Source organism: Burkholderia sp. PU8-34, assembly GCF_053427725.1.
Map to the genome: position 1 here is coordinate 209613 of NZ_JBSAXC010000009.1, position 24278 is coordinate 233890.

The 24278-nt window shown below is 67.0% G+C and carries 22 protein-coding genes and 1 pseudogene; 15 read left to right on the forward strand and 8 right to left on the reverse strand.

Annotation, left to right across the window (positions count from 1 at the left end; translation table 11 throughout):
- Positions 1-17: 17 nt before the first annotated feature.
- Positions 18-806, reverse strand: a complete 789-nt coding sequence (locus ACV22Z_RS22145; protein ID WP_448078408.1) for an SDR family oxidoreductase — start codon at positions 804-806, stop codon at positions 18-20.
- Between the two features lie 218 nt (positions 807-1024).
- Between ACV22Z_RS22145 and ACV22Z_RS22150 the strand changes: the two genes are divergently transcribed.
- Positions 1025-1981: a LysR family transcriptional regulator gene (locus tag ACV22Z_RS22150; RefSeq protein ID WP_448078409.1), complete on the forward strand. Its 957-nt coding sequence runs from the start codon at positions 1025-1027 to the stop codon at positions 1979-1981.
- Between the two features lie 135 nt (positions 1982-2116).
- Here ACV22Z_RS22150 and ACV22Z_RS22155 read toward each other — a convergent pair whose 3' ends face one another.
- Both ACV22Z_RS22155 and ACV22Z_RS22160 read right to left on the reverse strand, forming a co-directional pair.
- Entirely contained in the window at positions 2117-2530 is a 414-nt protein-coding gene (locus ACV22Z_RS22155) for an SRPBCC family protein (protein ID WP_448078410.1), read from the reverse strand.
- 17 nt (positions 2531-2547) lie between these two features.
- Positions 2548-3567, reverse strand: coding sequence for an aldo/keto reductase (locus ACV22Z_RS22160; RefSeq protein WP_448078411.1), 1020 nt, complete (start codon positions 3565-3567; stop codon positions 2548-2550).
- A 321-nt stretch (positions 3568-3888) separates the two neighbouring features.
- On the opposite strand from ACV22Z_RS22160, the gene ACV22Z_RS22165 reads away from it, so the two are divergent.
- The 4 genes from ACV22Z_RS22165 (at position 3889) to ACV22Z_RS22180 (ending at position 10343) form a co-directional block, all read left to right on the forward strand.
- Positions 3889-4245, forward strand: a complete 357-nt coding sequence (locus ACV22Z_RS22165; RefSeq protein WP_448078412.1) for a DUF4148 domain-containing protein — start codon at positions 3889-3891, stop codon at positions 4243-4245.
- A 280-nt stretch (positions 4246-4525) separates the two neighbouring features.
- Positions 4526-5764 carry an efflux RND transporter periplasmic adaptor subunit gene (locus ACV22Z_RS22170; protein ID WP_448078413.1) on the forward strand — a complete coding sequence of 413 codons (1239 nt, stop codon included), beginning with the start codon at positions 4526-4528 and terminating at the stop codon, positions 5762-5764.
- Positions 5761-8952 (forward strand): efflux RND transporter permease subunit, encoded by a 3192-nt coding sequence (locus ACV22Z_RS22175; protein ID WP_448078414.1) that lies wholly within the window; start codon positions 5761-5763, stop codon positions 8950-8952. Before ACV22Z_RS22170 ends, ACV22Z_RS22175 begins: the two co-directional genes overlap by 4 nt.
- Positions 8949-10343 (forward strand): efflux transporter outer membrane subunit, encoded by a 1395-nt coding sequence (locus tag ACV22Z_RS22180; RefSeq protein ID WP_448078415.1) that lies wholly within the window; start codon positions 8949-8951, stop codon positions 10341-10343. Before ACV22Z_RS22175 ends, ACV22Z_RS22180 begins: the two co-directional genes overlap by 4 nt.
- Positions 10344-10404: 61 nt before the next feature.
- Here ACV22Z_RS22180 and ACV22Z_RS22185 read toward each other — a convergent pair whose 3' ends face one another.
- Positions 10405-11307 carry a LysR substrate-binding domain-containing protein gene (locus ACV22Z_RS22185; protein ID WP_448078416.1) on the reverse strand — a complete coding sequence of 301 codons (903 nt, stop codon included), beginning with the start codon at positions 11305-11307 and terminating at the stop codon, positions 10405-10407.
- Between the two features lie 136 nt (positions 11308-11443).
- Positions 11444-12358 carry an NAD-dependent epimerase/dehydratase family protein gene (locus ACV22Z_RS22190; RefSeq protein ID WP_448078417.1) on the reverse strand — a complete coding sequence of 305 codons (915 nt, stop codon included), beginning with the start codon at positions 12356-12358 and terminating at the stop codon, positions 11444-11446.
- Here ACV22Z_RS22190 and ACV22Z_RS22195 point away from each other — a divergent pair.
- Entirely contained in the window at positions 12348-12581 is a 234-nt protein-coding gene (locus ACV22Z_RS22195; protein ID WP_448078418.1) for a hypothetical protein, read from the forward strand. The genes ACV22Z_RS22190 and ACV22Z_RS22195 overlap by 11 nt on opposite strands.
- A gap of 22 nt (positions 12582-12603) precedes the next feature.
- On the opposite strand, the gene ACV22Z_RS22200 is transcribed toward ACV22Z_RS22195, so the two are convergent.
- Positions 12604-13530: a LysR substrate-binding domain-containing protein gene (locus tag ACV22Z_RS22200; protein WP_448078419.1), complete on the reverse strand. Its 927-nt coding sequence runs from the start codon at positions 13528-13530 to the stop codon at positions 12604-12606.
- A 103-nt stretch (positions 13531-13633) separates the two neighbouring features.
- On the opposite strand from ACV22Z_RS22200, the gene ACV22Z_RS22205 reads away from it, so the two are divergent.
- The 9 genes and pseudogenes from ACV22Z_RS22205 to ACV22Z_RS22245 all read left to right on the forward strand — a co-directional run bounded on the left by ACV22Z_RS22205 (position 13634) and on the right by ACV22Z_RS22245 (position 22381).
- Complete coding sequence (locus ACV22Z_RS22205) at positions 13634-14836, forward strand: MFS transporter (RefSeq protein WP_448078420.1); 1203 nt, start codon at positions 13634-13636, stop codon at positions 14834-14836.
- Positions 14837-14877: 41 nt separating this feature from the next.
- Complete coding sequence (locus tag ACV22Z_RS22210) at positions 14878-15201, forward strand: MoaF-related domain-containing protein (RefSeq protein ID WP_448078421.1); 324 nt, start codon at positions 14878-14880, stop codon at positions 15199-15201.
- Between the two features lie 13 nt (positions 15202-15214).
- Entirely contained in the window at positions 15215-16159 is a 945-nt protein-coding gene (locus tag ACV22Z_RS22215; RefSeq protein WP_448078422.1) for a TIGR03571 family LLM class oxidoreductase, read from the forward strand.
- A complete protein-coding gene (locus tag ACV22Z_RS22220; protein WP_448078423.1) occupies positions 16156-17361 on the forward strand; it encodes an MFS transporter in 1206 nt (401 codons plus the stop codon). The genes ACV22Z_RS22215 and ACV22Z_RS22220 overlap by 4 nt, the downstream gene beginning before the upstream one ends.
- A gap of 126 nt (positions 17362-17487) precedes the next feature.
- Positions 17488-18294, forward strand: a complete 807-nt coding sequence (gene dkgB, locus ACV22Z_RS22225) for a 2,5-didehydrogluconate reductase DkgB (protein ID WP_448078424.1) — start codon at positions 17488-17490, stop codon at positions 18292-18294.
- Positions 18295-18362: 68 nt separating this feature from the next.
- Entirely contained in the window at positions 18363-19478 is a 1116-nt protein-coding gene (locus ACV22Z_RS22230; RefSeq protein ID WP_448078425.1) for an alkene reductase, read from the forward strand.
- A gap of 51 nt (positions 19479-19529) precedes the next feature.
- Positions 19530-19703 (forward strand): annotated as a pseudogene (locus ACV22Z_RS22235) (aldo/keto reductase); the annotation flags it as partial.
- Positions 19704-19859: 156 nt separating this feature from the next.
- Entirely contained in the window at positions 19860-21191 is a 1332-nt protein-coding gene (locus ACV22Z_RS22240; protein ID WP_448078426.1) for a Rieske 2Fe-2S domain-containing protein, read from the forward strand.
- 14 nt (positions 21192-21205) lie between these two features.
- Entirely contained in the window at positions 21206-22381 is a 1176-nt protein-coding gene (locus tag ACV22Z_RS22245; protein WP_448078427.1) for a Gfo/Idh/MocA family protein, read from the forward strand.
- A 195-nt stretch (positions 22382-22576) separates the two neighbouring features.
- Here ACV22Z_RS22245 and nadC read toward each other — a convergent pair whose 3' ends face one another.
- The gene (gene nadC, locus ACV22Z_RS22250; protein WP_448078428.1) at positions 22577-23422 is read right to left on the reverse strand and encodes a carboxylating nicotinate-nucleotide diphosphorylase; all 846 of its coding nucleotides are present in this window, start codon (positions 23420-23422) and stop codon (positions 22577-22579) included.
- 133 nt (positions 23423-23555) lie between these two features.
- Positions 23556-24146 (reverse strand): MarR family winged helix-turn-helix transcriptional regulator, encoded by a 591-nt coding sequence (locus ACV22Z_RS22255; RefSeq protein ID WP_448078498.1) that lies wholly within the window; start codon positions 24144-24146, stop codon positions 23556-23558.
- Positions 24147-24278 lie beyond the last annotated feature (132 nt).

The following is a 24278-nucleotide window of genomic DNA, read 5'->3' on the forward strand; positions in this document are numbered from 1 at the left end:
GCTCAGAACGTGCCCGCTCAGAACGTGCCCGGATACGCGCCGCCGTCGAGCAGCACGTTCTGCCCCGTCAGGTAACCCACGTGCGCGCTGCACAGAAACGCGCAGACCGCGCCGAACTCGTCGGCCGTGCCGAAGCGCCCGGCCGGCACGGCCTGCCGCTTCGCCTCGCGCACCGTTTCGTAATCCTTGCGCTCCGCCTTCGCCGATGCATCCGTCGCCTTCTTCAGGCGGTCGGTATCGAACAGCCCGGGCAGCAGGTTGTTGATCGTCACGTTGCGCGACGCGATGCGCTTTTGCCGCGCGATGCCGGCGATGAAGCCGGTCAGGCCCGTGCGCGCGCCGTTCGACAGGCCGAGCACGTCGATCGGCGCCTTCACCGCGCTCGACGTGATGTTGACGATGCGGCCGAAGCCGCGCCCGGTCATTCCGTCGACGGTCGCCTTGATCAGTTCGATCGCGGTCAGCATGTTCGCGTCGAGCGCGGCGATCCAGTCGTCGCGCGTCCATTCGCGGAAATCGCCCGGCGGCGGGCCGCCCGCGTTGTTCACGAGGATGTCGATGTGCGGCGCGGCCGCGAGCGCCGCCGCACGGCCCGCGCCCGTCGTGATGTCGCCGGCCACCGCGATCACCGTGACGGCTGCGTTCAGCGCGCGCAGTTCGCGGGCGGTCGCTTCGAGCGCGTCGCTGCCGCGCGCGGTGATCACGACGTTCACGCCCTCGGCGACGAGCGCCTGCGCGCAGCCCTTGCCGAGCCCCTTGCTCGCCGCACAGACCAGCGCCCAGCGGCCTTCGATGTTCAGATTCATGTGCTTCGCTCCTGGAAACCCATGCGTGCTGCCGGCACCTGTACCGCAATCGACACGACCATGAGCTTAAGTTATAGTGCGTGCGTCTCTGCCCGTCGCCTGATTGCGGCGCGTCGATGCACATCGCCGGAAAACGGCGCAATTCGCCAGCATAAGGAGACGCCTCCCGCGCGGCAATCGACAGGAAGTGATACCGGTATAACTGTTCGTCATTCCTCATGACCCCGCCGCTCCACTCGATCATCTCCCGGCTTCACCTGAAGCAGCTGCGGCTGCTGATCGCGCTCGGCGACCAGGGCTCGCTGCTGAAGGCCGCGCAGCAGGTCGCGCTCACGCAGCCGGGCGCGAGCAAGGCGCTGCAGGAGATCGAGACGACCTTCGGCACGCCACTGTTCAACCGGACCAACCGCGGGCTGGAGCCCACCGAGGTCGGCGATTGCGTGATTCGTTATGCGCGCCTGATCCATACCGATGTCGCCCACCTGCGCGAGGAAATCGTCGGCATCCTGCGCGGGCATGGGGGACGCGTCGCGGTCGGCGTGATCATGGGTGCCGTGCCGCTGCTGACCGATGCGATCTCGACGCTCGTCGGCCGCCATCCGGAAATGTCGGTCGAAATCGTCGAGGACACCAGCGAAGCGCTGCTGGCGCAGATCGACGCAGGGCGGCTCGATCTCGCGATCTGTCGCACGACGATCAGCCGCACGCCGCAGCTGTACGACAGCGTGAAGCTTCAGGACGAGACGCTCGCGGTCGTCGCGAACGTGCGGCATCCGCTGAAGGGCGCGCGCAAGCGGACGCTGCGCGAGCTCGCCGAATACCGCTGGGTCGTATATCGCGCGAACATGCCGATGCGGCTGCTGCTCGAACGTGAATTCCATGAAGCCGATATCCGCTTCCCGCCGCACCTGCTCGAAACGACGTCGGCGTTCGCGACGCTCGCGCTGCTCCAGAGCAATCCGTCGTTCGTCGCGCTCGTGTCGATCGATGTCGCGCAATTCTTCGCCCGTCACGGGATCACGCGCATCCTGCCGCTGCGGCTCGGCTCGCGCAGCGAGCCTTACGAGCTCGTCACGCGCAAAGGCGCGCCCATTTCACCGGGCGCGCGGCTGCTGATCGACGAACTGCGCGAGAGCATCGGCGCCGACGATCCGGCGCCTCGGTCCGACGATTGACGGCACACGCCCGGTGATGCCGGTGCCGTGCGTCGTCACGGCCGAAAACCCGCCACGAAGCATGTCACCAGCGACGTCACCGGCAGGTGCCGAAACTACCGGCACCCGGTCACCGCGCGCGACACCGTCACGCCGTCACGCCGCGAACCGCTTCGCCAGCTCGGCGAGACCGTCTTCGTAGATACCGCGGAAGAGGCGGATCGCTTCGTCGTCGGTCGCGCCGTCCGGCGTGAACGTGCCCGACCACTCGACCGTCGCCGCGTTCGCGCCGTTCTCGCGCACGCGCAGCGTGGAGCGATAGTTCACGACCGGGAACGGTGCTTCGAGGATCGCGTACGTGTAGCTGCGTGCCGCGTCGTCGAAGGCGACCAGACGCTCGACGATCGCGTCGCCGTCCGGGTTCGCGAGGCTGCGCACGCGACCGCCTTCGCTCAGCTCGCTCGCCGGGATGTACGACAGCCAGTCGGGCAGCGACCCGAAGCCGCCGATCAGTTTCCAGACCGTGTCGGCCGAAGCCGCGATCTCGATGCTTGCATTGGCCTGTGCCATGTCATCACCTTTCAGGATCAGCGATCGATCGGCAGCGGTGCAGCGGCTGCCACCAGACCTTGTTCGCGCATTTCGCGCCAGAAGTCGGCCGGAATCACCACATTCAGCGCGGCCTGGTCTTCCGCGATCCGCTCCGGACGGCTTGCGCCCGGAATCACGGCGGCGGTGGCCGGATGCGCCATCGAGAACTGCAGTGCGGCGGCCTTGATCGGCACCCCGTGGCGTGCGGCGATCGCCTTGATGCGTTCGACCTTCGCGAGGATTTCCGGCGACGCCTTCTGGTATTCGAAGTGCGTGCCGCCCGCGAGCACGCCCGAGCTGTACGGGCCGCCGACGACGATCCCGACGCCTTGCGCGGCTGCCGCCGGCATCACGCGCTGCAGCGCGCGCTCGTGGTCGAGCAGCGTGTAGCGGCCGGCCAGCAGCATGCCGTCCGGTTGCGGTTCGGACAGGTCGAGCACGAGTTCGACCGGCTCGACGCGGTTCACGCCGAGGCCCCACGCCTTGATCACGCCTTCTTCGCGCAGCTTGCTCAGCACGCGGAACGCGCCCTTGCGCGCGACTTCGAATTGCGCGAGCCATTCGTCGCCGTAAAAGTCCTGTGCGATGTCGTGCACCCAGACGATGTCGAGACGATCGGTGCGCAGACGCTTCAGGCTGTCCTCGATCGAGCGCAGCGTCGCGTCGGCCGTGTAGTCGTTGACGATGCGGTTCGGCCGGCCGTGTTCGAACAGGCCGCCCTTCTCGCCGAGATCGCGCGCCGACACGTCTTCGACTTCGTCGAGGATCACGCGGCCGACCTTCGTGCTCAGCACGTATTCGTCACGCGGGTGGTTCGCGAGCGCGTCGCCGAGACGGATTTCGGCGAGACCGGCGCCGTAGAACGGGGCCGAATCGAAGTAGCGGATGCCCTGCTGCCATGCGGCTTCGACGGTGGCCGCTGCCTCCGCGTCGGGGATGTTGCGGAACATGTTGCCGAGCGGCGCGGTACCGAAGCCAAGGATCTTTTCTGCAGGCAGCTTGCCTTTGAGACTCATGATTTTCTCCAGGGAGTGAGGGAAAGCGAGTTCAGTCTAGGCAGACCGCTTAAGTCTGTCCAAGACGGAATTCGACATAGTTGAGTCCCGCGAGGTCTGATTAGGCGGTTTGGAGGGGGGCCGCGTATTGCGTCCGGAGGGACCGTTCGCACGGCAGCCCCGCCCGACAAGGCTGGCGACGGAGTCGATCGCCGATTCGTGATTCCAGATCAAAAATGATTTCGCCGGCGGCCCGTTTTTCCGCGGCGTCGGGATACCTATATTGGCAGCACTCGCAACGACGACGACGTGGTTGCGGTTCACTCAACCTGATAGGTACCCATGATGAAAACGCTCGTTTCTTCCACGCTTGCCGCACTGATCATCGCCGCACCGGCCGTTTCGTTCGCGCAGCAGAATGACCACCCACTGACCCGCGCCGAAGTGAAGGCCGAAATGGCCCGCCTCGCGGCCGTCGGCTATACGCCGGCACTGGACCACAACCAGTATCCGGTCGCGATTCTCGCTGCCGAAAAGCGTGTGCGTGAAAACGCCGTCGCACAAGCGGCACCGAACGCGGCTCCGAGCACGGCTCCGGCCGCCGACACGACCGGCTACGGCAGCGAAGGCAACACCAACAGCGCATCCGGCCGCGCATTGACGACCAACGGCCGCGATTCGATCTATCGCGGTCATTGATCGGCGTCGACGCGCGCGCGAGCATCTTGCCAGCCACGCGCCCCCGTTCGTCCGTCCCCTCCGCATCGCCGGCCCGAATCGCCTGAACAGGCATTCGGGTCGCGCGTCGTCACGCTGCTCCCCGCATACCGCCCCTGCCCCGCGCATCGTCACCGCACCTCGCGATTCGTGACTGCTCAGTACAAGTTCTTATGTCGCCGCATCCGTTTATCCATCGCGCGCCGCGCACGATACTGCGCACCATCCGGCGCCATGCGCGTCATTCGATACACCGAAGAACATGAACAGCTACCCAGGATTGAAGCGCTTCGCGCGACCGGCCGCGCTGGCCGCCCTTCCGCTCGCCGCGTTGCTCGCGTTGACGGGCTGCCAGTCGGACGACAAGGCGCCGGCCGCGCCGCCGAGCGTGATCGTCAGCGCGCCCGTCGCGCGCAACGTGAAAGACGTCGACGTCTACACGGGCCGCTTCGATGCGGTCGATACGGTCGACGTGCGCCCGCGCGTGAGCGGCTATCTCGAGCGCGTCGCGTTCCACGACGGCGCAACCGTGAAGAAAGGCGACCTGCTGTTCGTCATCGATCCGCGCCCGTACCAGGCAGCGGTAACGGCCGCGCAAGGCACGCTCGAACGCGCGCGATCGCAACTGAAGCTGAGCCAGCAGGATTTCGAGCGGGCCAGCGTGCTGATCAGGACCGACACCATCGCGCAGAGCCTCTACGATCAGCGCCGCCAGGCCGTGCAAAGTGCGCAGGCCGACGTGACGAGCGCGCAAGGCGCACTCGAACGCGCGCGGCTCGACCTGTCGTTTACGCGCATCGTCGCGCCGATGTCGGGGCGCATCAGCCGCAAGCTCGTCAGCGAGGGCAACCTCGTGAAGGGCGGCGACAGCGAGGCCACGGTGCTGACGACGATCGTGTCGCAGGATCCGATCGACATCTACTTCGACGTCGACGAGGAAAGCTACCTGCGCTACACGCGCGAAGCCACGAAAAACGGCGGCAGCGCGTCGTCGCGGCAGGTGGCGATCGCGCTGCCGGGCGACGCGCGGCCGTCGCTGTCGGGCACGATGGATTTCGTCGACAACCGCCTCGACAACTCGACCGGCACGCTGCGCCAGCGCGCGCGCGTCGCGAATCCGGACGGACGCCTGAGCCCCGGCCAGTTCGGCCGCGTGTCCCTGTCGAGCCGCGTCGCGCACGCGGCGCTGCTCGTGCCGGATTCGGCCGTCGCGACCGACGCGACGCGCCGCGTGCTGTACTTCGTCGACGCGAACGGCACCGTGTCGGTGCGACCGGTGACGCCCGGCCGCCTGTTCGGCAACCTGCGCGAAATCGATGCGGGGCTGAAGGCAGGCGACCGCGTGATCGTCGACGGCTTCCAGCGCGTGCAGGCCGGCGACAAGGTCAACGCGGTGCCGCGCGCGATCGATGCAGCGCAGATGGCGAATGCCGCGAACGTTGCTATCGCAACCACTGCGGCAACCGCCGCGGCAAGCACCGCGGCCGGGAGCGCACGATGAACCTGGGCCGCCTGTCCGTCCAGCAGCCGGTGCTCGCGATCGTCCTGTCGATCGTGCTGACCATCGCCGGCGCGCTGGCCTATTTCTCGCTCGCGGTATCCGAGTACCCGGACATCGCGCCGCCGACCGTCGTGATCCAGGCGAGCTATCCGGGCGCGTCCGCGGAAACCGTGTCGCAAACCGTGTCGACACCGATCGAACTCGAAGTCAACGGCGTCGAGGACATGATCTACATGTACAGCCAGGCGACCTCCGACGGCAGCCTGAACATCACCGCGACGTTCAAGCCCGGCACCGACGTCGACAAGGCGCAGGTACTCGTGCAGAACCGCGTCGCGCTCGCGACGCCGCGCCTGCCCGAACCCGTGCAGCGCAGCGGCGTATCGGTCCGGAAGTCTTCGCCGACGCAGCTCGGCACGATCTTCATCTACTCGCCCGACCAGAGCTATGACCCGTTGTACGTGTCGAACTACGCGATCCGCAACGTCGCGGACGCGCTGAAGCGCATCGACGGCGTCGGCGACATCAACCCGCTCGGCGCACGCGAATACTCGATGCGCATCTGGCTCGATCCCGAGCGCGTCGCGTCGTTCAACCTGAGCCCGAGCGACGTGATCGCCGCGGTCCGCTCGCAGAACACGCAACTCGCGGGCGGTGTGGTCGCGCAGGCGCCGATCACGAACCAGGCGTTCCAGCCGAACCTGATCTTCGAGGGGCGGCTCAAGCGTCCCGAGGATTTCAGCAACATCGTCGTCAAGGCGGGGCAGGACGGGCGTCTCGTGCGCCTGAAGGACGTCGCGCGCGTCGAAGTCGGCGCGCTCGCGTACGCGACCGACAGCTACATGCTGCGCCACCCGACGATCGCGCTGCAGGTGCTGCAGCAGCCCGGCGCGAACGCGGTCGCGACGATGGCCGCGGTCGAGAAGAAGATGGCGGAACTGGGCAAGGACTTCCCGAAGGGCATCGTCTACAACATCGGCTACAACCCGACCGCGTTCATCGGCGACAGCATCCACGAGCTGGTCAAGACGATCTACGAGGCGGTCGTGCTCGTCGTGTTCGTCGTGCTGCTGTTCCTGCAGGGCTGGCGGCCGTCGATCATCCCGATCCTGTCGATCCCCGTGTCGCTCGTCGGCACGTTCGCGGTGATGGCGATGCTCGGCTATTCGATCAACAACCTGACGTTGTTCGGGCTCGTGCTCGCGGTGGGGATCGTCGTCGACAACGCGATCGTCGTGGTCGAGAACGTCGAGCGGCATCTGGCGACCGGCGCGAACCCGCGCGATGCGACGCTGCTGACGATGAAGGAAGTCGGCGGCGCGCTGTTCGCGATCACGCTCGTGCTGTGCGCGGTGTTCGTGCCGACGTCGTTCATTCCGGGCATCTCCGGCCAGTTCTTCCGCCAGTTCGGCGTGACGATCGCCGTGTCCACCGCGATCTCGTTCTTCACGTCGGTGACGCTCGCGCCTGCGATGTCCGCGACGATGCTGAAAGCGCACGGCAGCGGGCACGATGCGCATGCGCCGGCATCTCGGGCGGCGGCGCTGTTCGCCCCGTCAATGCGCGTCGTGCAGCGCTTCGCGGCTGCATTCAACCGTCTGTTCCAGCGGCTGTCCGGTGCGTATGGCGCACTGGTGCGAAAGCTCGTCAGGATCATCCCGGCGATGTCCGCGCTGTACATCGTGCTGATCGCCGCGACCGGCTATCTGCTCGTGTCGAGCCCGAAGGGCTTCATCCCTGCGCAGGATCGCGGCTATCTGGTCGTGCTCGTGCGGATGCCGGACGGCGCGACGCTCGAACGCACGAGCGCGGTGGCCCGCAAGATCGAGGACATCGCGCTGTCCGTGCCGGGTGTCGCGCGCGTGCCGGTGTTCTCCGGCGTCAACGCGGCGACCGGCACGAACTCCGGGAACAATGCCGGCCTGTTCCCGGTGTTCAAGCCGTGGCCGGAACGCAAGGCGCAGGGCCTGACGATCGACAAGATCGCCGACGAGATGCGCAAGCACCTGTCCGTGATCACCGAAGCGTCGATCGTCGTCGCGATGCCCCCTCCGGTGCAGGGTCTCGGCAGCACGGGCGGCTTCGCGATGCGGCTCGAGGACCGGGGCGGGCTCGGCACCGCCGCGCTCGCAAAGGCGACGCAGGACCTTGTCGCGGCCGCGAACAAGACTCCCGGGATGGTCGGCGTCTACACGCCCTACTCCGCGACCAGTCCGCAGGTGCACGTCGAACTCGACCGCGAGAAGGCCGAGATGCTCGGCGTGCCGAGCCAGCAGATCAACGATGCGGTCGAAACGTATTTCGGATCGACCTATATCAACGACTTCAATATCGTCGGGCGGACCTACCGCGTGACCGCGCAGGCCGACCTGCCGTTCCGCGTGACCGCCGCCGATCTCGCGCGGCTGAAGGTGCGCAACACGAACGGCGACATGGTGCCGATCGGCAGCGTGACGCGTATCGAGGATTCGCTCGGCGTCGAGCGTGCCCCGCGCTACAACCTTTATCCGGCGACGGAAATCAACGGCGACACGGAACCGGGGCTCGGCTCGGGCTATGCGATCAAGACGATGGAGTCGCTTGCGAAGCAGGTGCTGCCGCCCGGCATCGCGTTCGAATGGACCGATCTGTCTTACCAGCAGACCACGGCCGGCAACACGGGGCTGCTCGTGTTCCCGCTGTGCGTGCTGCTCGTCTATCTGGTGCTGGCCGCGCAATACGGCAGCTGGAGCCTGCCCGCGTCGATCCTGCTGATCGTGCCGATGTGCCTGCTGGCCGCGTCGCTCGGCGTCAGGGCGCTCGGCCAGGACGTGAACATCCTCACGCAGATCGGCTTCATCGTGCTGGTCGGCCTCGCCGCGAAGAACGCGATCCTGATCGTCGAGGTCGCGCGGCAGCTCGAGGCCGAAGGCAGGGAACTGGTCGAAGCGGTCGTCGAAGCATGCGTGCAGCGGCTGCGCCCGATCCTGATGACGTCGCTCGCGTTCATTCTCGGCGTGCTGCCGCTCGTCGTGTCCGAAGGCGCGGGTGCGGAAATGCGCCATGCCGTCGGCGCAGCCGTGTTCTTCGGGATGATCGGCGTGACGCTCTTCGGCCTGCTGTACACGCCCGTTTTCTACGTTCTGGTTCGCCGGCTCGCGACGCGCAAAAGCAAGATTGCCGTCGTCGCCGATGAGGTTACGCAATGAAGTCCATCCGTCTCGCTGCCGCGCTCGCCGCGGCCTCCTTCCTGGCCGCGTGCGCGAGCGCGACGGTCACGAACGTCTCGCCGCCGCCGCTCGCTGCGGCCTATGCAAACGAGGATCTCGCGCAGAGCGGCCCGATCCCCGACCTGCGCGGCTGGTGGCGCGGCTTTCACGATCCGGTTCTCGACCGGCTGGTCGACACGGCACTCGCGAACAACCTGAACCTGAAAGCGGCAGTCGCGCGCATCGACGCGGCGCGCGCGATCCGGATCGGCGCTGCATCGCAGTGGTTGCCGTCGATCGACCTGAACGCGAATGCCGGCCGCCAGCGGCTGTCCGCATCGCAGGCGTTCCCGACCGATACGCCGACCACCGGCAATGCGTTCGGACTCGATGCGAGCGTCGCATGGGAAGTCGACATCTTCGGCCGCATCCGCCAGGGGGTGTCGGCGGCCGACGCGAGCATCGTATCGGCGCAAAACGATGCGCTCGCCGTGCGCATCGCGACGATCGACGAAACCGTGCAGACCTACGTGACGGTGCGCGGCCTCGAACAGCGGATCGCGCTCGTCGAGGTGAACGCGCTGAACCAGCGCGACACCGAGCAATCGACACGCCGGATGTTCGACGCGGGCGTCGTGCCGAGCGCCGACGTCGACCGCGCGAATGCGCAGACGGAGACGACGCTTGCCGAGCTGCCCGCGCTACAGCTGCAGCGCCAGGCGGCGATTCACCGGCTGTCGATCATCACGGCGTCGACGCCGCAGGACGTCTATGCGCAACTCGATCCGCCTGCCGCGGCGCCGGCGTGGACGTTCCCTGCAGCGGGTGTCGGCACGCCCGCCGACCTGTTGCGGCGGCGGCCCGACGTGCGGGCGGCCGAGGCGCGCGTCGTCGCGGCCTATGCGCGGATCGGCGTCGCCGAGGCCGACCTCAAGCCGCACCTGCAACTGATCGGCGTGATCGGCGCGGCGATCGACGGCTTCTCGGGCGCGACGTTCGCACGGTCGCTCGCATGGATGGCGGGTGCCAGCGCAGGCGCGCCGCTGTTCGACGGCGGCCGCCGGCGCAGCGTCGTCGCATTGCGTCGCGCGGAAGCCGACCAGGCTGTCGCGGCGTACCGCGCGACCGTGCTCGGCGCGGTGAACGACGTCGAGACATCGATCGCAGCGACCGCCCGGAACCGAAGCCGCACGGAAAGCCTCGAGCGTGCGACGTCGAGCGCGCGCGACGCCTATGCGCAGATCACGCGCTCGTGGCGCAGCGGCGAATCGGCGTTCATCGACACGCTTGAAGTGCAGCGTTCGCTGCTGGCGACGGAGGACTCGCTAGCACAGGCGAAGACCGACGAACTGCTCAGCCAGGTCAGGTTGATGAGTGCGCTGGGTCAATAGGCGCCGCTTGCACGGTACGACCGATCCGGCGTCCATCGTGGCACGAGGACGCCGGATCATCTCAATCGATATCGCCGCCGTTTTTCAACTGTGTGCTGACATAGTCGAGAAAGCTGGAAATGCGCAGCGACAGCGTCGTGTTGCGATAGTAGACCGCATGAATCGGCTGAAGGAACTCGGCGGTTTCGCCGACGAGCAGTTCGACCAGTCGGCCGTCGCGCCGATGCGTGCTCGTCATGTAATCGGCCAGGCACACGATGCCGGCACCGTTGGCCGCGAGGGTCAGCAGCGTTTCTCCGCTCGACGCCTGCAATGCGGGGCGAATTCGGTAGGAATCGCTGTCCGCGGTGCGCAATGGCCAGTGGTTCAATGCCTCCGGCTGCGCGAAGCCAAGCAGCGTATGGCTGGCAAGATCGGCAACGCTCCTGGGTTCTCCCGCCTTCGCGAGGTAGGCGGGACTGGCGAGAATGCGCAGGCGGCTGCTGCCGAGCCTGCGCGCATGCAACGTGGAGTCGCGGAGTTCGCCGATCCGGATCGCGACGTCGGTGCGATGTTCGAGCAGATCGATGATTTCGTCGCTCGTATAGAGCTCGACTTCGATGCCCGGATAGGCTTCGCGGAAGCCGGGCATCATCGGCGCGATCACATGCTGCATGAACGGCATCGCGGCATTGATCCGCAACCGCCCGGCCGGCGTTTCCCGCTGACTGACGATTTGCTCTTCGGCGAGTTCGACCGACGCGATGATGTCACGCGCGTGTTCGAGGAAGACCTTCCCCTCTTCGGTCATCTCCAGCCGGCGCGTCGTGCGGCGAATCAGCGTCGTATCGAGTTTTTCCTCGAGACGCCGCAGAACCCGGCTCATCACCGACGTCGGCTGATGCAGCTTCTCGGCGGCCCCGGTCAGCGAACCGGCATCGGCGATGGTCACGAACGTGAGCATCTCGTCGAGGGTGGTCTTCATGTCGGTCAATCCCGGCGGTTTGCAGAGCCGCCAAGATAGTGCCGCGACGCGCGTTTGATAAGCGTCGGCGCACGCGAATCATAGTTGAATCGAATTCAATAATTCGCGCCACCGCTTGCGCGCGGCGCATCCGGATTCACGATGCAACGGGCATGTCGTCGCGGATCCAGTCCAGCACCGACCCATGCCGCGGCGTCCAGCCGAGATCCCGCCGCGCGCGAACCGCCTTGACGCGGCTGTTCGACGCCAGCGAAAAATGCGCGCGCGAATGGCCGAGCGCCCGGGCGGCATCCGCGATATCCCACTCGACGACCGGCGATATCCCGAGACGCCCGGACAGCGCCTGGCCGATTTCCGCGAGCGACGCCTCGCCGTTTTCGGCGAAATAGAACGCGCCGGGTGCCGTCGACCGCATCGCCTTCAGATAAAGATCGACGACGTCGTCGATATGCACGTTCGACCATCGGTTCGAGCCGTTGCCGATCACGCGGACCGCGCCGAATTCGCGCGCCACGGCGGCCAGCAGCGGAATCTGCGCGCTGTCGCGCTGCAGGCCGAGGCCGACGCCGTAAATCATGCTGTTGCAGATGACAGCCGACCGGATGCCGAGGCTGGCCGCCGCGATCACGCGCTGATCGATCGCGCGGCGCTCGGCCTTCTCCGGCGGCGTCACGAACGGCGTCGTTTCGTCGAACACGGTCGCGGCATCATGCGCGCCTTGCGCGTCGTCGGCGATCACGCTCGTTCCACTCGTATGAAGAAACGTCTTTCCGGTTCCACTCAACCCCGCGATGATCGCGTCGACCGCGACGCGATGATCGCTGCTCGCCGCATTGACGACGCAGTCGACGTCGCGCGCGATCGAATGCAGCAGCGCCGCGTCGTCGAGCGTGCCGATGACCGGTGTGATGCCGGCCGCCGCCAGTTTCGCGGCCTTGTCGTGATCGCGGGCGAGCCCCGTGACGGCGTGTCCGTCCGAAACCAGCCGCGCGGCGACCGACCCGCCGATGTAACCGGTCGCCCCGGTCACGAATATCCTGATGCGCTCCATCTGCCGCTCCAATGCCGAGGCGGCAGCCCGGCACGTCGATTCGCCGCGCCGGGCCACCGCCTCGCGAAAATTGTCTGATGATTCGTGCGCGGCGCATTGCGGGATGCGTCATGCCGCGCCGATCGTCGATACATTGACGCCCGCGCCGCCACCACGAAGCGACGCGCAGTATCGATGGGCGCCGCTGCGCCGGCAAAGGGGCAAATCGCGAAAACAGTTTTGAAATCAGCGGAAAGATGGAGCGTTCATTGAGCCGTCCACGCGGCCGCCTGCCGCGCGGGGAGCTTGCCGGCGAGCGCCTCGACGAGGTAGTCGACGAACGACGCGATCCGCGCCGAAATCGCCGTGTTCCGGTAATAGACGGCCTGAATCGGCTGCCGCACGTCCTGCGTGTGGCGCGCGAGGATCTGCACGAGACGCCCCGCTTCGCGATCCTGCGCGGTCATGAAATCCGACAGGCAGACGATGCCGGCGCCGTCGAGCGCCAGTTGCCGGAGCGTCTCGCCGCTCGACGAGTACACGGCCGGCTCGATCCGGTACGGCTCGCCGTCGGCGTCGAGGATCGGCCACACGTTCAGCGATTCCGGCTGGTTGAAGCCGAGCAGCGCATGCTTGCCAAGCTCGTCGGCCTTGCGTGGCAGACCGTGCGCGTCGAGATACGCGGGGCTCGCGAGAATGCGCACCCGGCTGTTGCCGATCAGCCGGCTGTGCAGCGTTGAATCCTTCAGGCGGCCGATCCGGATCGCGACGTCGGTGCGCCGCTCGAGCAGATCGATGATGCCCTCATTGCTGTTCAGCTCCAGCTCCACCTGCGGATACCGCTCGCGATAGCCGCGCACGAGCGGCACGATCACGTGCAGCATGAACGGCGACGCGGCGTCGACCCGCAGCCGCCCGGAGGGCTTTTCGCGCCGCGCGAGCATCTGCTCCTCCGCGCTTTCGACCGAATCGATGATCGCCCGTGCGTTTTGCAGAAAGGCTTGCCCTTCCTCGGTCAGCTCGAGGCGGCGCGTGGTCCGGCGCAGCAGCGTGGTCTTCAGCTTTTCCTCGAGCCGCGCGAGCGTGCGGCTCGTCGCCGACACGGTGAGATCGAGCTGCTGCGCGGCCGCGGTGATCGACCCCGTGTCGACCACGGTCGCGAAGGCCTGGAGTTCGTCTAGCGTGATCTTCATTGTTGATCTGAAATCAAAACAATTTGGTTTATAGACCAGTTTTTCCGCAAAAGTAAAGCGGGCACACTGCGCTCCATCCTCACCGGAACCAGGAATGCCCATCATGCCCCTTGCCCTGCTTGCGCTGACCATCAGCGCGTTTGCCATCGGGACGACCGAGTTCGTGATCGTCGGCCTGATCCCGACGATTGCGTCGGATCTCGGCGTCAGCCTGCCGTCCGCGGGCCTGCTCGTCAGTCTCTACGCGCTGAGCGTCGCGGTCGGCGCGCCGCTCCTCACCGCGCTCACGGGTCGCATGCCGCGCAAGACGCTGCTCGCAGCGCTGATGGCGCTGTTTACGATCGGCAACCTCGTGGCCTGGCAGGCGCCGAGCTACGAATCGCTGATCGTCGCCCGCATTCTCACCGGCCTCGCGCACGGCGTGTTCTTTTCGGTCGGTTCGATCATCGCGACGACGCTCGTGCCGAAGGACAAGGCCGCAAGCGCGATCGCGACGATGTTCAGCGGCATGACCGTCGCGTTCGTCGCCGGCATTCCGCTCGGCACCTTCATCGACCAGCACTTCGGCTGGCGCGCGACGTTCCTGATCGTCGCGCTGTTCGGGCTCGTCGCGTTCATCGGCGCCGTCGCGTTCGTGCCGCGCGGTCTCGCGCAAACGCCGCCCGCGCCGCTCGCCCGGCAATTCCGCGTGCTCGCGCAACCGCGTCTGCTGCTCGTCTTCGCGATGACGGCCGTCGGCTACGGCGGCTCGCTGATCGCGTTCACCTACATGGCGCCGCTGCTCGAACAGATCGCCGGCTTCACGCCGTCGCAGGTCAGCCTCGTGCTGGTCGGCTACGGCGTGTCGGTCGCGTTCGGCAACGTCTGGGGCGGCAAGCTCGCGGACCGCGTCGGCCCCGTCAAGGCACTGAAGCGGATTTTCCTGCTGCTTGCGGTCGTGCTGCTCGTGCTGACCTTCACGGTCCACGTCGCATGGCTCGCGGTCGCCACGATGCTCGCATGGGGCGCGGTCGCGTTCGGCAACGTGCCGGGCCTGCAGGTCTACGTCGTCAAGCAGGCGCGCCATTTCGCGCCGGACGCCACCGATGTCGCGTCGGGCTTCAACATCGCCGCGTTCAACCTCGGCGTCGCAGGCGGTTCGTCGCTCGGCGGGCTGATCGTCGCGCATGTCGGCCTCGGCCATACGCCGTGGATCGCGGCGGCCGTCACGCTTGGCGCGTTCGCGCTGACCGCGCTGAGCGGCTCGCTCGACGCCCGCGAAGGCCTGCCCGCGCGCACCGCCGAACCCGTTGAGCTTGCTCACTGAACACCCTGCCCACCCTGCCTTTTACCCAGGAGATCATCATCATGAACGCACCGACCCAACGCCCGCCGTTTGCCGGCAAGACTTTCGAAGTCCGCTACGACGGGCTCACCGCCATCAACGCGTATGCCGACGACGGCGTCCACATGCGCTATGAAATCACCGAAGGCGCGTTCACGGGCGCGACGGGCGAAGTCGCCTACGCGTGGCAGCACGTCGCCGGCGAAACCTACGCGATTTCGTGGCAGGAGGCCGATCGCGCCACCGTCGTCCATATCGACGATTTCGCGGCCGGCACGTCGCGTTCGTTCTTCACCGCGCCGACGCTCGACTTCTATCGCCTCGAAGGCAGCCTGCGCGCCCTCTGACCGGATCTCGGCCATGTCCCCCTCACTCGACACACTGACGCGCGGCGGCTTCAGCATCGGCATCGAGCTGCCGCTCGACAACGACTGGTCGGCCGCCGGCGAAGCGAAGCGCCAGCGCGACGGACGGCTCCCCGGCGTACCGGATGTCGAAGCCCACGCCGAACTGGCGCGCCTGGCCGATACGCTCGGCTTCCGCGCGCTCTGGGTGCGCGACGTGCCGCTCTACGACCCGTCGTTCGGCGACGCCGCCCAGGTATTCGAAACGTTTTCGTATCTCGGCTACCTCGCGGGCATCACGCGCGACATCCTGCTCGGCACGGCGGCCGTCGTGCTGCCGTTGCGCGAACGGCTGCTGACACTGAAGTCGGCCGCGACGATCCAGGCGCTGAGCGGCGACCGCCTGCTGCTCGGCGTCGCGAGCGGCGACCGGCCCGTCGAATATCCGCTGTTCGGCCGTGACTTCGAATCACGCGGCGCGACCTTCCGCGAACAGATCGCGCTGCTGCGCGACGGCGCGCACGGCCACCTGCCGCCCGGCATCGACGTGCTGCCCGCCGCGCGCACACCCGTTCCGCTGCTCGTCGCCGGCCTCGCGCAACAGACGCCCGAGTGGCTCGGCGCGCATCTGGACGGCTGCCTCGCGTATCCGGGCACGCCGGCCGATCACGCACGGCGCAGCGCCGCGTGGCGCGCGGTGGCCGGCAAAAAGCCGTACGTGAGCTTCATTCATCTTGACCTCGCCGCCGACCCGCACGAGCCGCTGCAACGCCACCGCTTCGGCGCGCGTGCGGGTCGCCACGCGTTGATCGAGGAGCTGGCGGCGATGCGCGACGCGGGCGTGCAGCACATCGGCCTGCATTTCCGGCGCAATCGACGGCCGCTCGCCGAAACATTCGCGGAGATCGCCAGCGACGTGCTTCCCCATTTCCATCGAAACCAGACGGAGCAACCCGCATGAACCAGCCTGCAACCTCCACGCGCACGCCATCCGGGCACGCATGGCTTTCGCTGCTGGCGCTCGCGATGGGCGCGTTCAGCATCGGCACGACCGAGTTTTCTCCGATGGGGCTCTTGCCCGTCATCGCGCAAGGCGTGAACGTATCGATCCCGACCGCCGGGATGCTGATCACCACCTACGCGATCGGCGTGATGGTAGGCGCGCCGTTGATGACGCTCGCGTTCTCCCGCTGGTCGCGGCGCACCGCGCTGATCGCGCTGATGAGCATCTTCACGATCGGCAACCTGCTGTCGGCGGCGTCGACGAACTACACGACATTGCTGCTCGCGCGCCTCGTCACGAGCCTCAATCACGGCGCGTTCTTCGGACTCGGCTCGCTCGTCGCGGCGAGCGTCGTGCCGCGCCACAAGCAGGCCAGCGCGGTGGCCACGATGTTCATGGGGCTCACGATCGCCAACATCGGCGGCGTGCCCGCCGCGACCTGGCTCGGACAGACCATCGGCTGGCGGATGTCGTTCGCCGCAACGGCCGGGCTCGGGATTCTGACGATGCTGATCCTGCGCGTCGCGCTGCCGCGCGGCGAAGCCGGCAACGTGCCGCACGTTCGCGGCGAGCTGAAGGTGCTGACGCGCCCCGTCGTGCTGATGGCGATGGCCACGACGGTGCTCGGCGCCGGTGCGATGTTCACGCTGTACACCTATATCGCGCCGACCCTCGAGCACCTCGCCGGCGCATCGCCGAGCTTCGTCACCGCAATGCTCGTGCTCGTCGGCGTCGGCTTCTCGATCGGCAACATCGCGGGCGGCCGGCTCGCCGATCGGTCGCTCAACGGCAGCCTCATCATTTTCCTGACGCTGCTCGTCGCCGTGATGCTCGCGTTCCCGCTGCTCGCGAAAACCCATCTCGGGACCGCGGTCGCCATCGTCGGCTGGGGCATCGCGACGTTCGCGGTCGTGCCGCCGTTGCAGATGCGCGTGATGCGCGCCGCGGCGGAGGCGCCGGGGCTCGCGTCGTCGGTCAACGTCGGCGCGTTCAATCTCGGCAATGCCGTGGGCGCCGCCGCCGGCGGGGCCGCGATCTCGGCCGGATTCGGCTACGGCGCCGTTCCGCTGGTCGGCGCACTGGTCGCCGCGTCGGGCTTGCTGCTGGTGCTCGTGCAGATCGCGCTGCAGCGTCAGCCGAAGGCCTGTGTCGGCCACTGACGCGGCGCCGACGATATTTGATTTCATTTCAAAAATGATTGACCTGTAACGGCGTTTATTTCATCAGTTCGACGCATCAGAATGACTGGCAGATCAACCCGTTTCCTCTCTTCCAAGGAGCACACCATGAGCAAGATTCCCGCATTCGGCCTCGGCACTTTCCGCCTGCAAGGCCAGGTTGTCATCGATTCGGTTCGCAACGGCCTCGAAGTCGGCTACCGCGCGATCGACACCGCGCAGATCTACGGCAACGAAGCGGAAGTCGGCGAAGCGATCGCCGCGTCGGGCGTGCGCCGCGAAGACCTGTTCCTCACGACGAAGATCTGGGTCGACAACTACGCGCCGGAAAAGCTGGTGGCCAGCCTCGAAGAGAGCCTGCGCAAGCTGCGCACCGACTATGTCGACCTGACGCTGATCCACTGGCCGGCCCCGGGCAACGGCGTGTCGATCGAAGCGTTCATGACCGCGCTCGCCGACGCGAAAGCGAAAGGCCTGACGCGCCAGATCGGTATCTCGAACTTCAACATCGAACTGACGAAGCAGGCGATCGCCGCGGTCGGCAAGGACGCGATCGCGACGAACCAGATCGAGCTCAGCCCGTATCTGCAGAACCGCAAGCTCGTCGATTTCCTGCAGCGCGAAGGGATTCACGTCACGTCGTACATGACGCTCGCGTACGGCAAGGTGCTCGGCGACCCCGTGATCGGCGCGATCGCGCAACGGCATCAGGCGACGCCGGCGCAGGTCGCGCTCGCGTGGGCGCTGCGCCTCGGCTGCTCGGTGATTCCGTCGTCGACGAAGCGCGAGAACCTCGCAAGCAACCTGCTCGCGCAGACGCTGCAACTGACCGACGACGACATGGCGCAGATCGCCGCGCTCGAGCGCAACGGCCGCGAAGTCGATCCCGCCGGCCTCGCGCCGAAGTGGGACTGAACGCGCCGCCGCTCATTCGATTCAACTTGCCGCGGCCGGTGCGCCGCGGCTCCGACAGGACTCACACCGTGACCCAGGACCCTCTGTTTCAACCGCTGCGACTTGGCGCGCTGACGCTGCCGAACCGCATCGTGATGCCGCCGATGACGCGTTCGCGCGCGAGCCGGCCCGGTGACGAAGCCAACGAATTGATGGCCGCGTACTACGCGCAACGCGCGGGCGCCGGCCTGATCGTCAGCGAGGGCACGTATGTCGCGCCGCTCGGCAAGGGCTACGCATGGACGCCCGGCATCCACACGCCGGCGCAGGTCGCCGGATGGCGCAAGGTGACCGACGCCGTGCACGCGGCGGGCGGCCGCATCTTCGCGCAGCTCTGGCACGTCGGCCGGCTGAGCCACACGAGCCTGCTCGGCGGCGAGCAGCCGGTGTCATCGTCGCCGGTCCAGGCTGAAGGCGTGAAGGTGTTCATCGCCGGCGACGATGGCAGCACGCCGGGCTTCGTGCAGGCGTCCGCGCCGCGCGCGCTGACCGTCGACGAGATTCGTGACGTCGTCGACCAGTACCGCACCGCCGCGCGTCATGCGATCGAAGCCGGCTTCGACGGCGTCGAGCTGCACGGCGCGAACGGCTACCTCGTGAACCAGTTCATCGACTCGAACGCGAACACGCGCACCGACGCCTATGGCGGCTCGCTCGAGAACCGGCTGCGGTTCCTCGGCGAAGTCACGCAGGCGCTGATCGAAGGCACGGGCGACGCGTCGCGCGTCGGCATCCGCCTCGCGCCGCTCACCACGCTGAACGGTTGCGTCGACAACGATCCGGAAACGACGTATCTCGCCGCCGCGAAGCTGATCGGCAATCTCGGCGTCGGCTACCTGCATATCGCCGAAGCCGACTGGGACGACGCGCCGCTGATGCCCGTCGAATTCAAGCACAAGCTGCGTGCCGCATTTCCGGGCGTGCTGATCTATGCGGGCCAGTACACGGCCGAACGCGCACGCGCGGCGATCGCCGCGGGCTGGGCCGACCTGATCGCGTTCGGCCGGCCGTTCGTCGCGAACCCCGACCTGCCCGAGCGCCTGCGCATCGGCGCGCGGCTCGCGCCGCACCACCGCGACACGCTGTTCGGCGGCGGCGCGCAAGGGCTGACCGACTATCCGACGCTGGCCGAGGCCGCTGCCTGAACGACCTGCCCGCTCGCGGTGCCGGTCGACAAGAACCTGCCGGCGCTCCGCGCGCCGCAGGCGATGCTCGATCGCGTCGCGCGCATCCGGCAGATCTGCGAGCGCTTCGGCGTCGATATCCGGGCCGTGGCGCTGCAGTTTTCGCTCGCGCACCCGGCCGTCGCGGCGGCCATCCCCGGCGCGAGCCGGCCGGATCGCATCGACGAGAACCTGCGCCTCGCCAGCGTTCGTCCACGCTGGCCCCCATCGCTACGATCGCTGCCGCCGGACCATTCGTAGTTTCCCGAATACGCCCGAAAGTCGCTTGCCACTTTAACTAGATATCTAATATAGTTGGTCAACACCTGCTGATGAAGGCGAGCGATCGCCGGGAGACATGACATGCTGACCAACGAAGAAAACGAATTGCTGTGCCGCGTCGAAGGCGACGCTCCGATGGGCCAGTTGATGCGCCGGCACTGGACGCCGGTGTGCCTGATCGAGGAAGTCAGCGAACCGGACGGCGCGCCGGTGAAAGCGCGCGTGTTCGGCGAGGATCTGGTCGTATTCCGCGATTCGGACGGCCGCGTCGGCGTGCTCGACGAGTACTGCCCGCACCGCCGCGCGTCGCTCGTCTACGGCCGCAACGAAGATGCCGGCCTGCGCTGCCTGTATCACGGCTGGAAGTTCGACGTCGCCGGCAACGTGCTCGAAATGGTGTCCGAGCCGGCGTCGAGCTGCATGACCGACAAGGTCAAGCACAAGGCCTATCCGGTGCAGGAATGGGGCGGCATGGTATGGGCGTACATGGGCCCGCAAGACGCCGTCCCCGCGTTCGTGCCGCCGGCCTGGGCGCCGACTGCCGACACGCGTGTGAGCATCGCGAAAGCGCTGCTGCCGTGCAACTGGGCACAGATTCTCGAAGGCGCGATCGACTCCGCACACAGCTCCAGCCTGCATTCGTCGGACTTCGTGCCGGCGCGCGTCGGCGGCGCCGAGGCAACCGCGAAGAACTGGCTGCGCCCGTCCACCGACAAGGCGCCGCGCCTGCAGGTCGAACGCACCGGCTACGGCTTCCGCTACGCCGCGCTGCGCCGCCCGATCTTCAACGCGAACACGCACGACTACGTGCGCTCGACGGTGTTCGTGGCGCCGGGGACGGTGCTGATTCCGCCGAACAATCTCTACAACGTCGCGAACATCAACGTGCCGATGGACGACACGAACACGGCGTTCTACTTCATCGCGTGGGGCGATCCGGACACCACGCCGGAAACCGAAACCTGGCGCAAATTCCTGCATCAGCAGGTCGGCACCGATCTCGACGCGTACTATCGTCCGCTGCGCAATCACGACAACCGCTTCTGGCAGGATCGCCAGGCGATGAAGGCCGGCAACTTCACGGGCATTACGGGCTTCCCGAACCAGGACATCGCGATGTGGGTGACGATGGGCCCGATCGCGAACCGCTCGGACGAGCGTCTCGGCGCAAGCGATCTCGCGATCGTCGAATTCCGTCGCCGGATGATCGATGCGATCGCCGAATTCGGGCTGGGCGGCGACGCGATCGGCACGGGCGCGAAGGCGATTCCGCCGGACGTGTGTTCGTACCAGGCCGTCGTGCCGAAGGAAATCGACTGGCGCACGTTTGCCGCGCGTTACGTCAGCAAGCAAAACCCGGAGCCCGCCGACCAGCCCTCCGCGATCGCCACGGACTACCAGGTCCGGCAATAACGGGGGCCACGGCCATGGAACAGCGCCGTTTGCGCATCGGGGTCGCAGGACTGGGACGGGCATTCTCGCTGATGCTGCCGACCTTCCTGCGCGATCCCAGGGTTCAGCTCGTCGCCGCGTGCGACCCGCGTGACGAAGCACGACGGCAGTTCGCGGCCGACTTCGGCGCGCCCGCTTACGACGACGTGGCGGAGTTGGCGAACGACGCCAACGTCGAGATCGTCTACGTTGCCAGTCCGCATCAGTTCCACGCGCGGCACACCGAAATTGCCGCGGCGAACGGCAAGCACGTGCTGGTCGAGAAACCGATGGCGCTGTCCGCGGCCGACTGCGACCGGATGATCGCGGCATGCCGCGCGGCGAACGTCCATCTGATCGTCGGCCATTGCCACAGCTTCGATACGCCGTATCTGCGGGCGCGCGAACTGATCAGCCTCGGCGATTTCGGCGCAGTGAAGATGATCCAGGCCGTGAACTACACAGATTACCTGTATCGTCCGCGGCGCCCAGAGGAACTGGCAACGGCGGAAGGCGGCGGCGCCGTCTTCAGCCAGGCGGCGCACCAGGTCGACATCGTGCGCCTGCTGGCGGGTTCGCGCGCGACGCGGCTGCGTGCCAGCGTCGGCCGGTGGGATCCGTCGCGCCCGACCGAAGGCGCCTATTCGGCGCTGATCTGGTTCGAAAACGGCGCCTATGCGTCGCTGTCGTACAACGGCTACGGCCACTTCAACACCGACGAGTGGAACGGCTGGATCGGCGAGATGGGCGAGCGCACGAACCCCGACACATACGGCAGCTCCCGGCGGCGTCTGGAGACGCTGGCGTCGTCGGGTGACGAGGCCAGGCTCAAGGCCGCAGGCACATATGGCGGCTCGGCATACAAGCCGCCTTCGTCCCCTGCGGACGAGCCGCAGCGCTTTCACCAGCACTTCGGCCCGGTGATCGTATCGTGCGAACACGCGGACGTGCGCCCGCTGCCCGATTCGATCGTCGTCTACGGCGACGCGCGGCGCGAAACGCTGCCGCTGCCGCTGCCGGCCGTGCCGCGTGCCGAGGTGATCGACGAGCTGTATGGCGCGGTCGTCGACGGACGCGCGCCACTGCACGACGGCGAATGGGCGAAGGGCACGCTGGAAATGTGCATCGCCATGCTGAAGTCGAGCGAAACCGGTGCGGACGTGATGCTTTGACGTGCTGCTGGCAGCGGAAAGAAGCAAAAACTCCTCGTTCTGAACTGCACTCCGAAAGTTGGACACCGATCCAGCTTTTGGGGCGCTTTTTTGACCCGCTTGGATATTCTGGACAGCTTCCAGCGTGAGTGCCGGGTGTTTCGTGAGCCTCCCGCCGTAGGCCGAAGGCTCATGAAGCTGAAGCGCGCGACCGCCCTACGCGGCGAACGGCGCGAACCGCAGCGAAAAATCGACCGCCCTGACATGCTTCGTCAGCTTGCCCAATGAAATGCGATCCACGCCGGTTTCGGCAATGGCGCGCAGGGTTTCCTCCGTCACGCCGCCCGAAACTTCCAGCTCCGCACGTCCTGCGCTGATGCGCACGGCGTCGCGCATCGCGTCCAGCGAGAAATTGTCCAGCAGAATCGCCGTCGCGCCTGCGGCCAATGCCTCGTTCAACTCGTCGAGCGTCTCCACTTCGACCTGCACCGGCACGCCCGCGCGCAACGCCTGCGTGGCGCGCATCGTCGGCGCAATGCCGCCGCCCGCCGCGATATGGTTTTCCTTGATCAGGATGCCGTCATACAGCCCGCGACGATGGTTTTCGCCGCCGCCGATACGTACCGCGTATTTCTGTGCGAGGCGCAAACCGGGTAGCGTCTTTCTCGTGTCGAGGATGCGCGCAGCCGTGCCCTCGACGATGCGCGTCATCGCCCCGGTTTCGGTTGCCACGCCGGACAGCAGTTGAATGAAGTTGAGCGCCGTGCGTTCGGCCGTGAGCATGCCGCGCGCCGGGCCGGCGATCCGGCAAACGGCCTGTCCTTCGTGCATCCGTTCGCCCTCGCCGACCAGCCATTCGACCGCGATGCGCGGGTCGACCTGCCGAAGCGTTTCGTCGAACCACGGCCTGCCACACAACAGTGCGCGTTCACGCACGGTCAGCACGGCTTCGGCCGTGGCGTCGGGGTCGATCAGTCGCGCTGTCCAGTCGGCGTCGCCGACATCCTCCGCGAGCGCATCGCGGACATTGCGCGTCATTGCCGCGCGAGTCATTTCGTCCATTCCAGGATCCGTCATCTTGAGCGGGAAAGCAGCAGGCGACATGCGTGCTGCCGTGCAGTCGCACAGCCGTCAATATTATTAGATATATAGCAAAACAACTAGTGTGGAATGAGCCGGAATGCCGCGCCGCGCGTCACTCGCGTTCGGCTTCTTCGGCGCGTGCCGCGATCAGGCTGCCGACTTCCCGCGTCGAAGGAATGCGGCGCGCCGGGTCGTTCGACTCGGCTTCGTCTCGTGCCATGTTCTCGATGATCGTCAGCAGGACCTTGCGCGCGGTGTTGATATCCGACGCCTTCAATCCGCCCACGCTGATCTCGTTGACCTCTTCCGCAAGCGGCACGAGCTTCTTTTTCAGGCTCCGGCCTCGCGGCGTGAGATAGACATGCGTGTTCTTGCGGTTGTCGGGCGCATAACGGCGCTCGACATAGCCGAGCTTTTCCATCGCCTGCACCGCGCTGAACGTGGTGGGCGTCGTGGTTCCGGTTTCGTCGCTGAGCTCTTTTTGCGTGAGCCCGTCGCTCACCCACAGCACGCGCAGATACGCCCAGTGGCCGAACGACACCTCGTGCTGCGCGAGGCGCATTTGCAGCCCGCGCACCATCGCGCGGGCCGCGTCCTTCACCAGGTGGGCAAGACGATCGTCCGGCACCGCGTCGCGCCAGTGCCGCAGAATGGGATCCGTGCTTGGGGCCCCGGATTTGCCAGGGGAGCGTGATGTTGCCATACCTTCCTCACCGCCATAGTGATCAAACAGGCGACCATCATATCGCCTAACGCGGCGCGTGAGCCACCGCCCGGGGCCGCGGCCGGAATTCGCGCCGCGGGTGCCCGCCGGCGCGCCCGGCGGCCGGCCGAA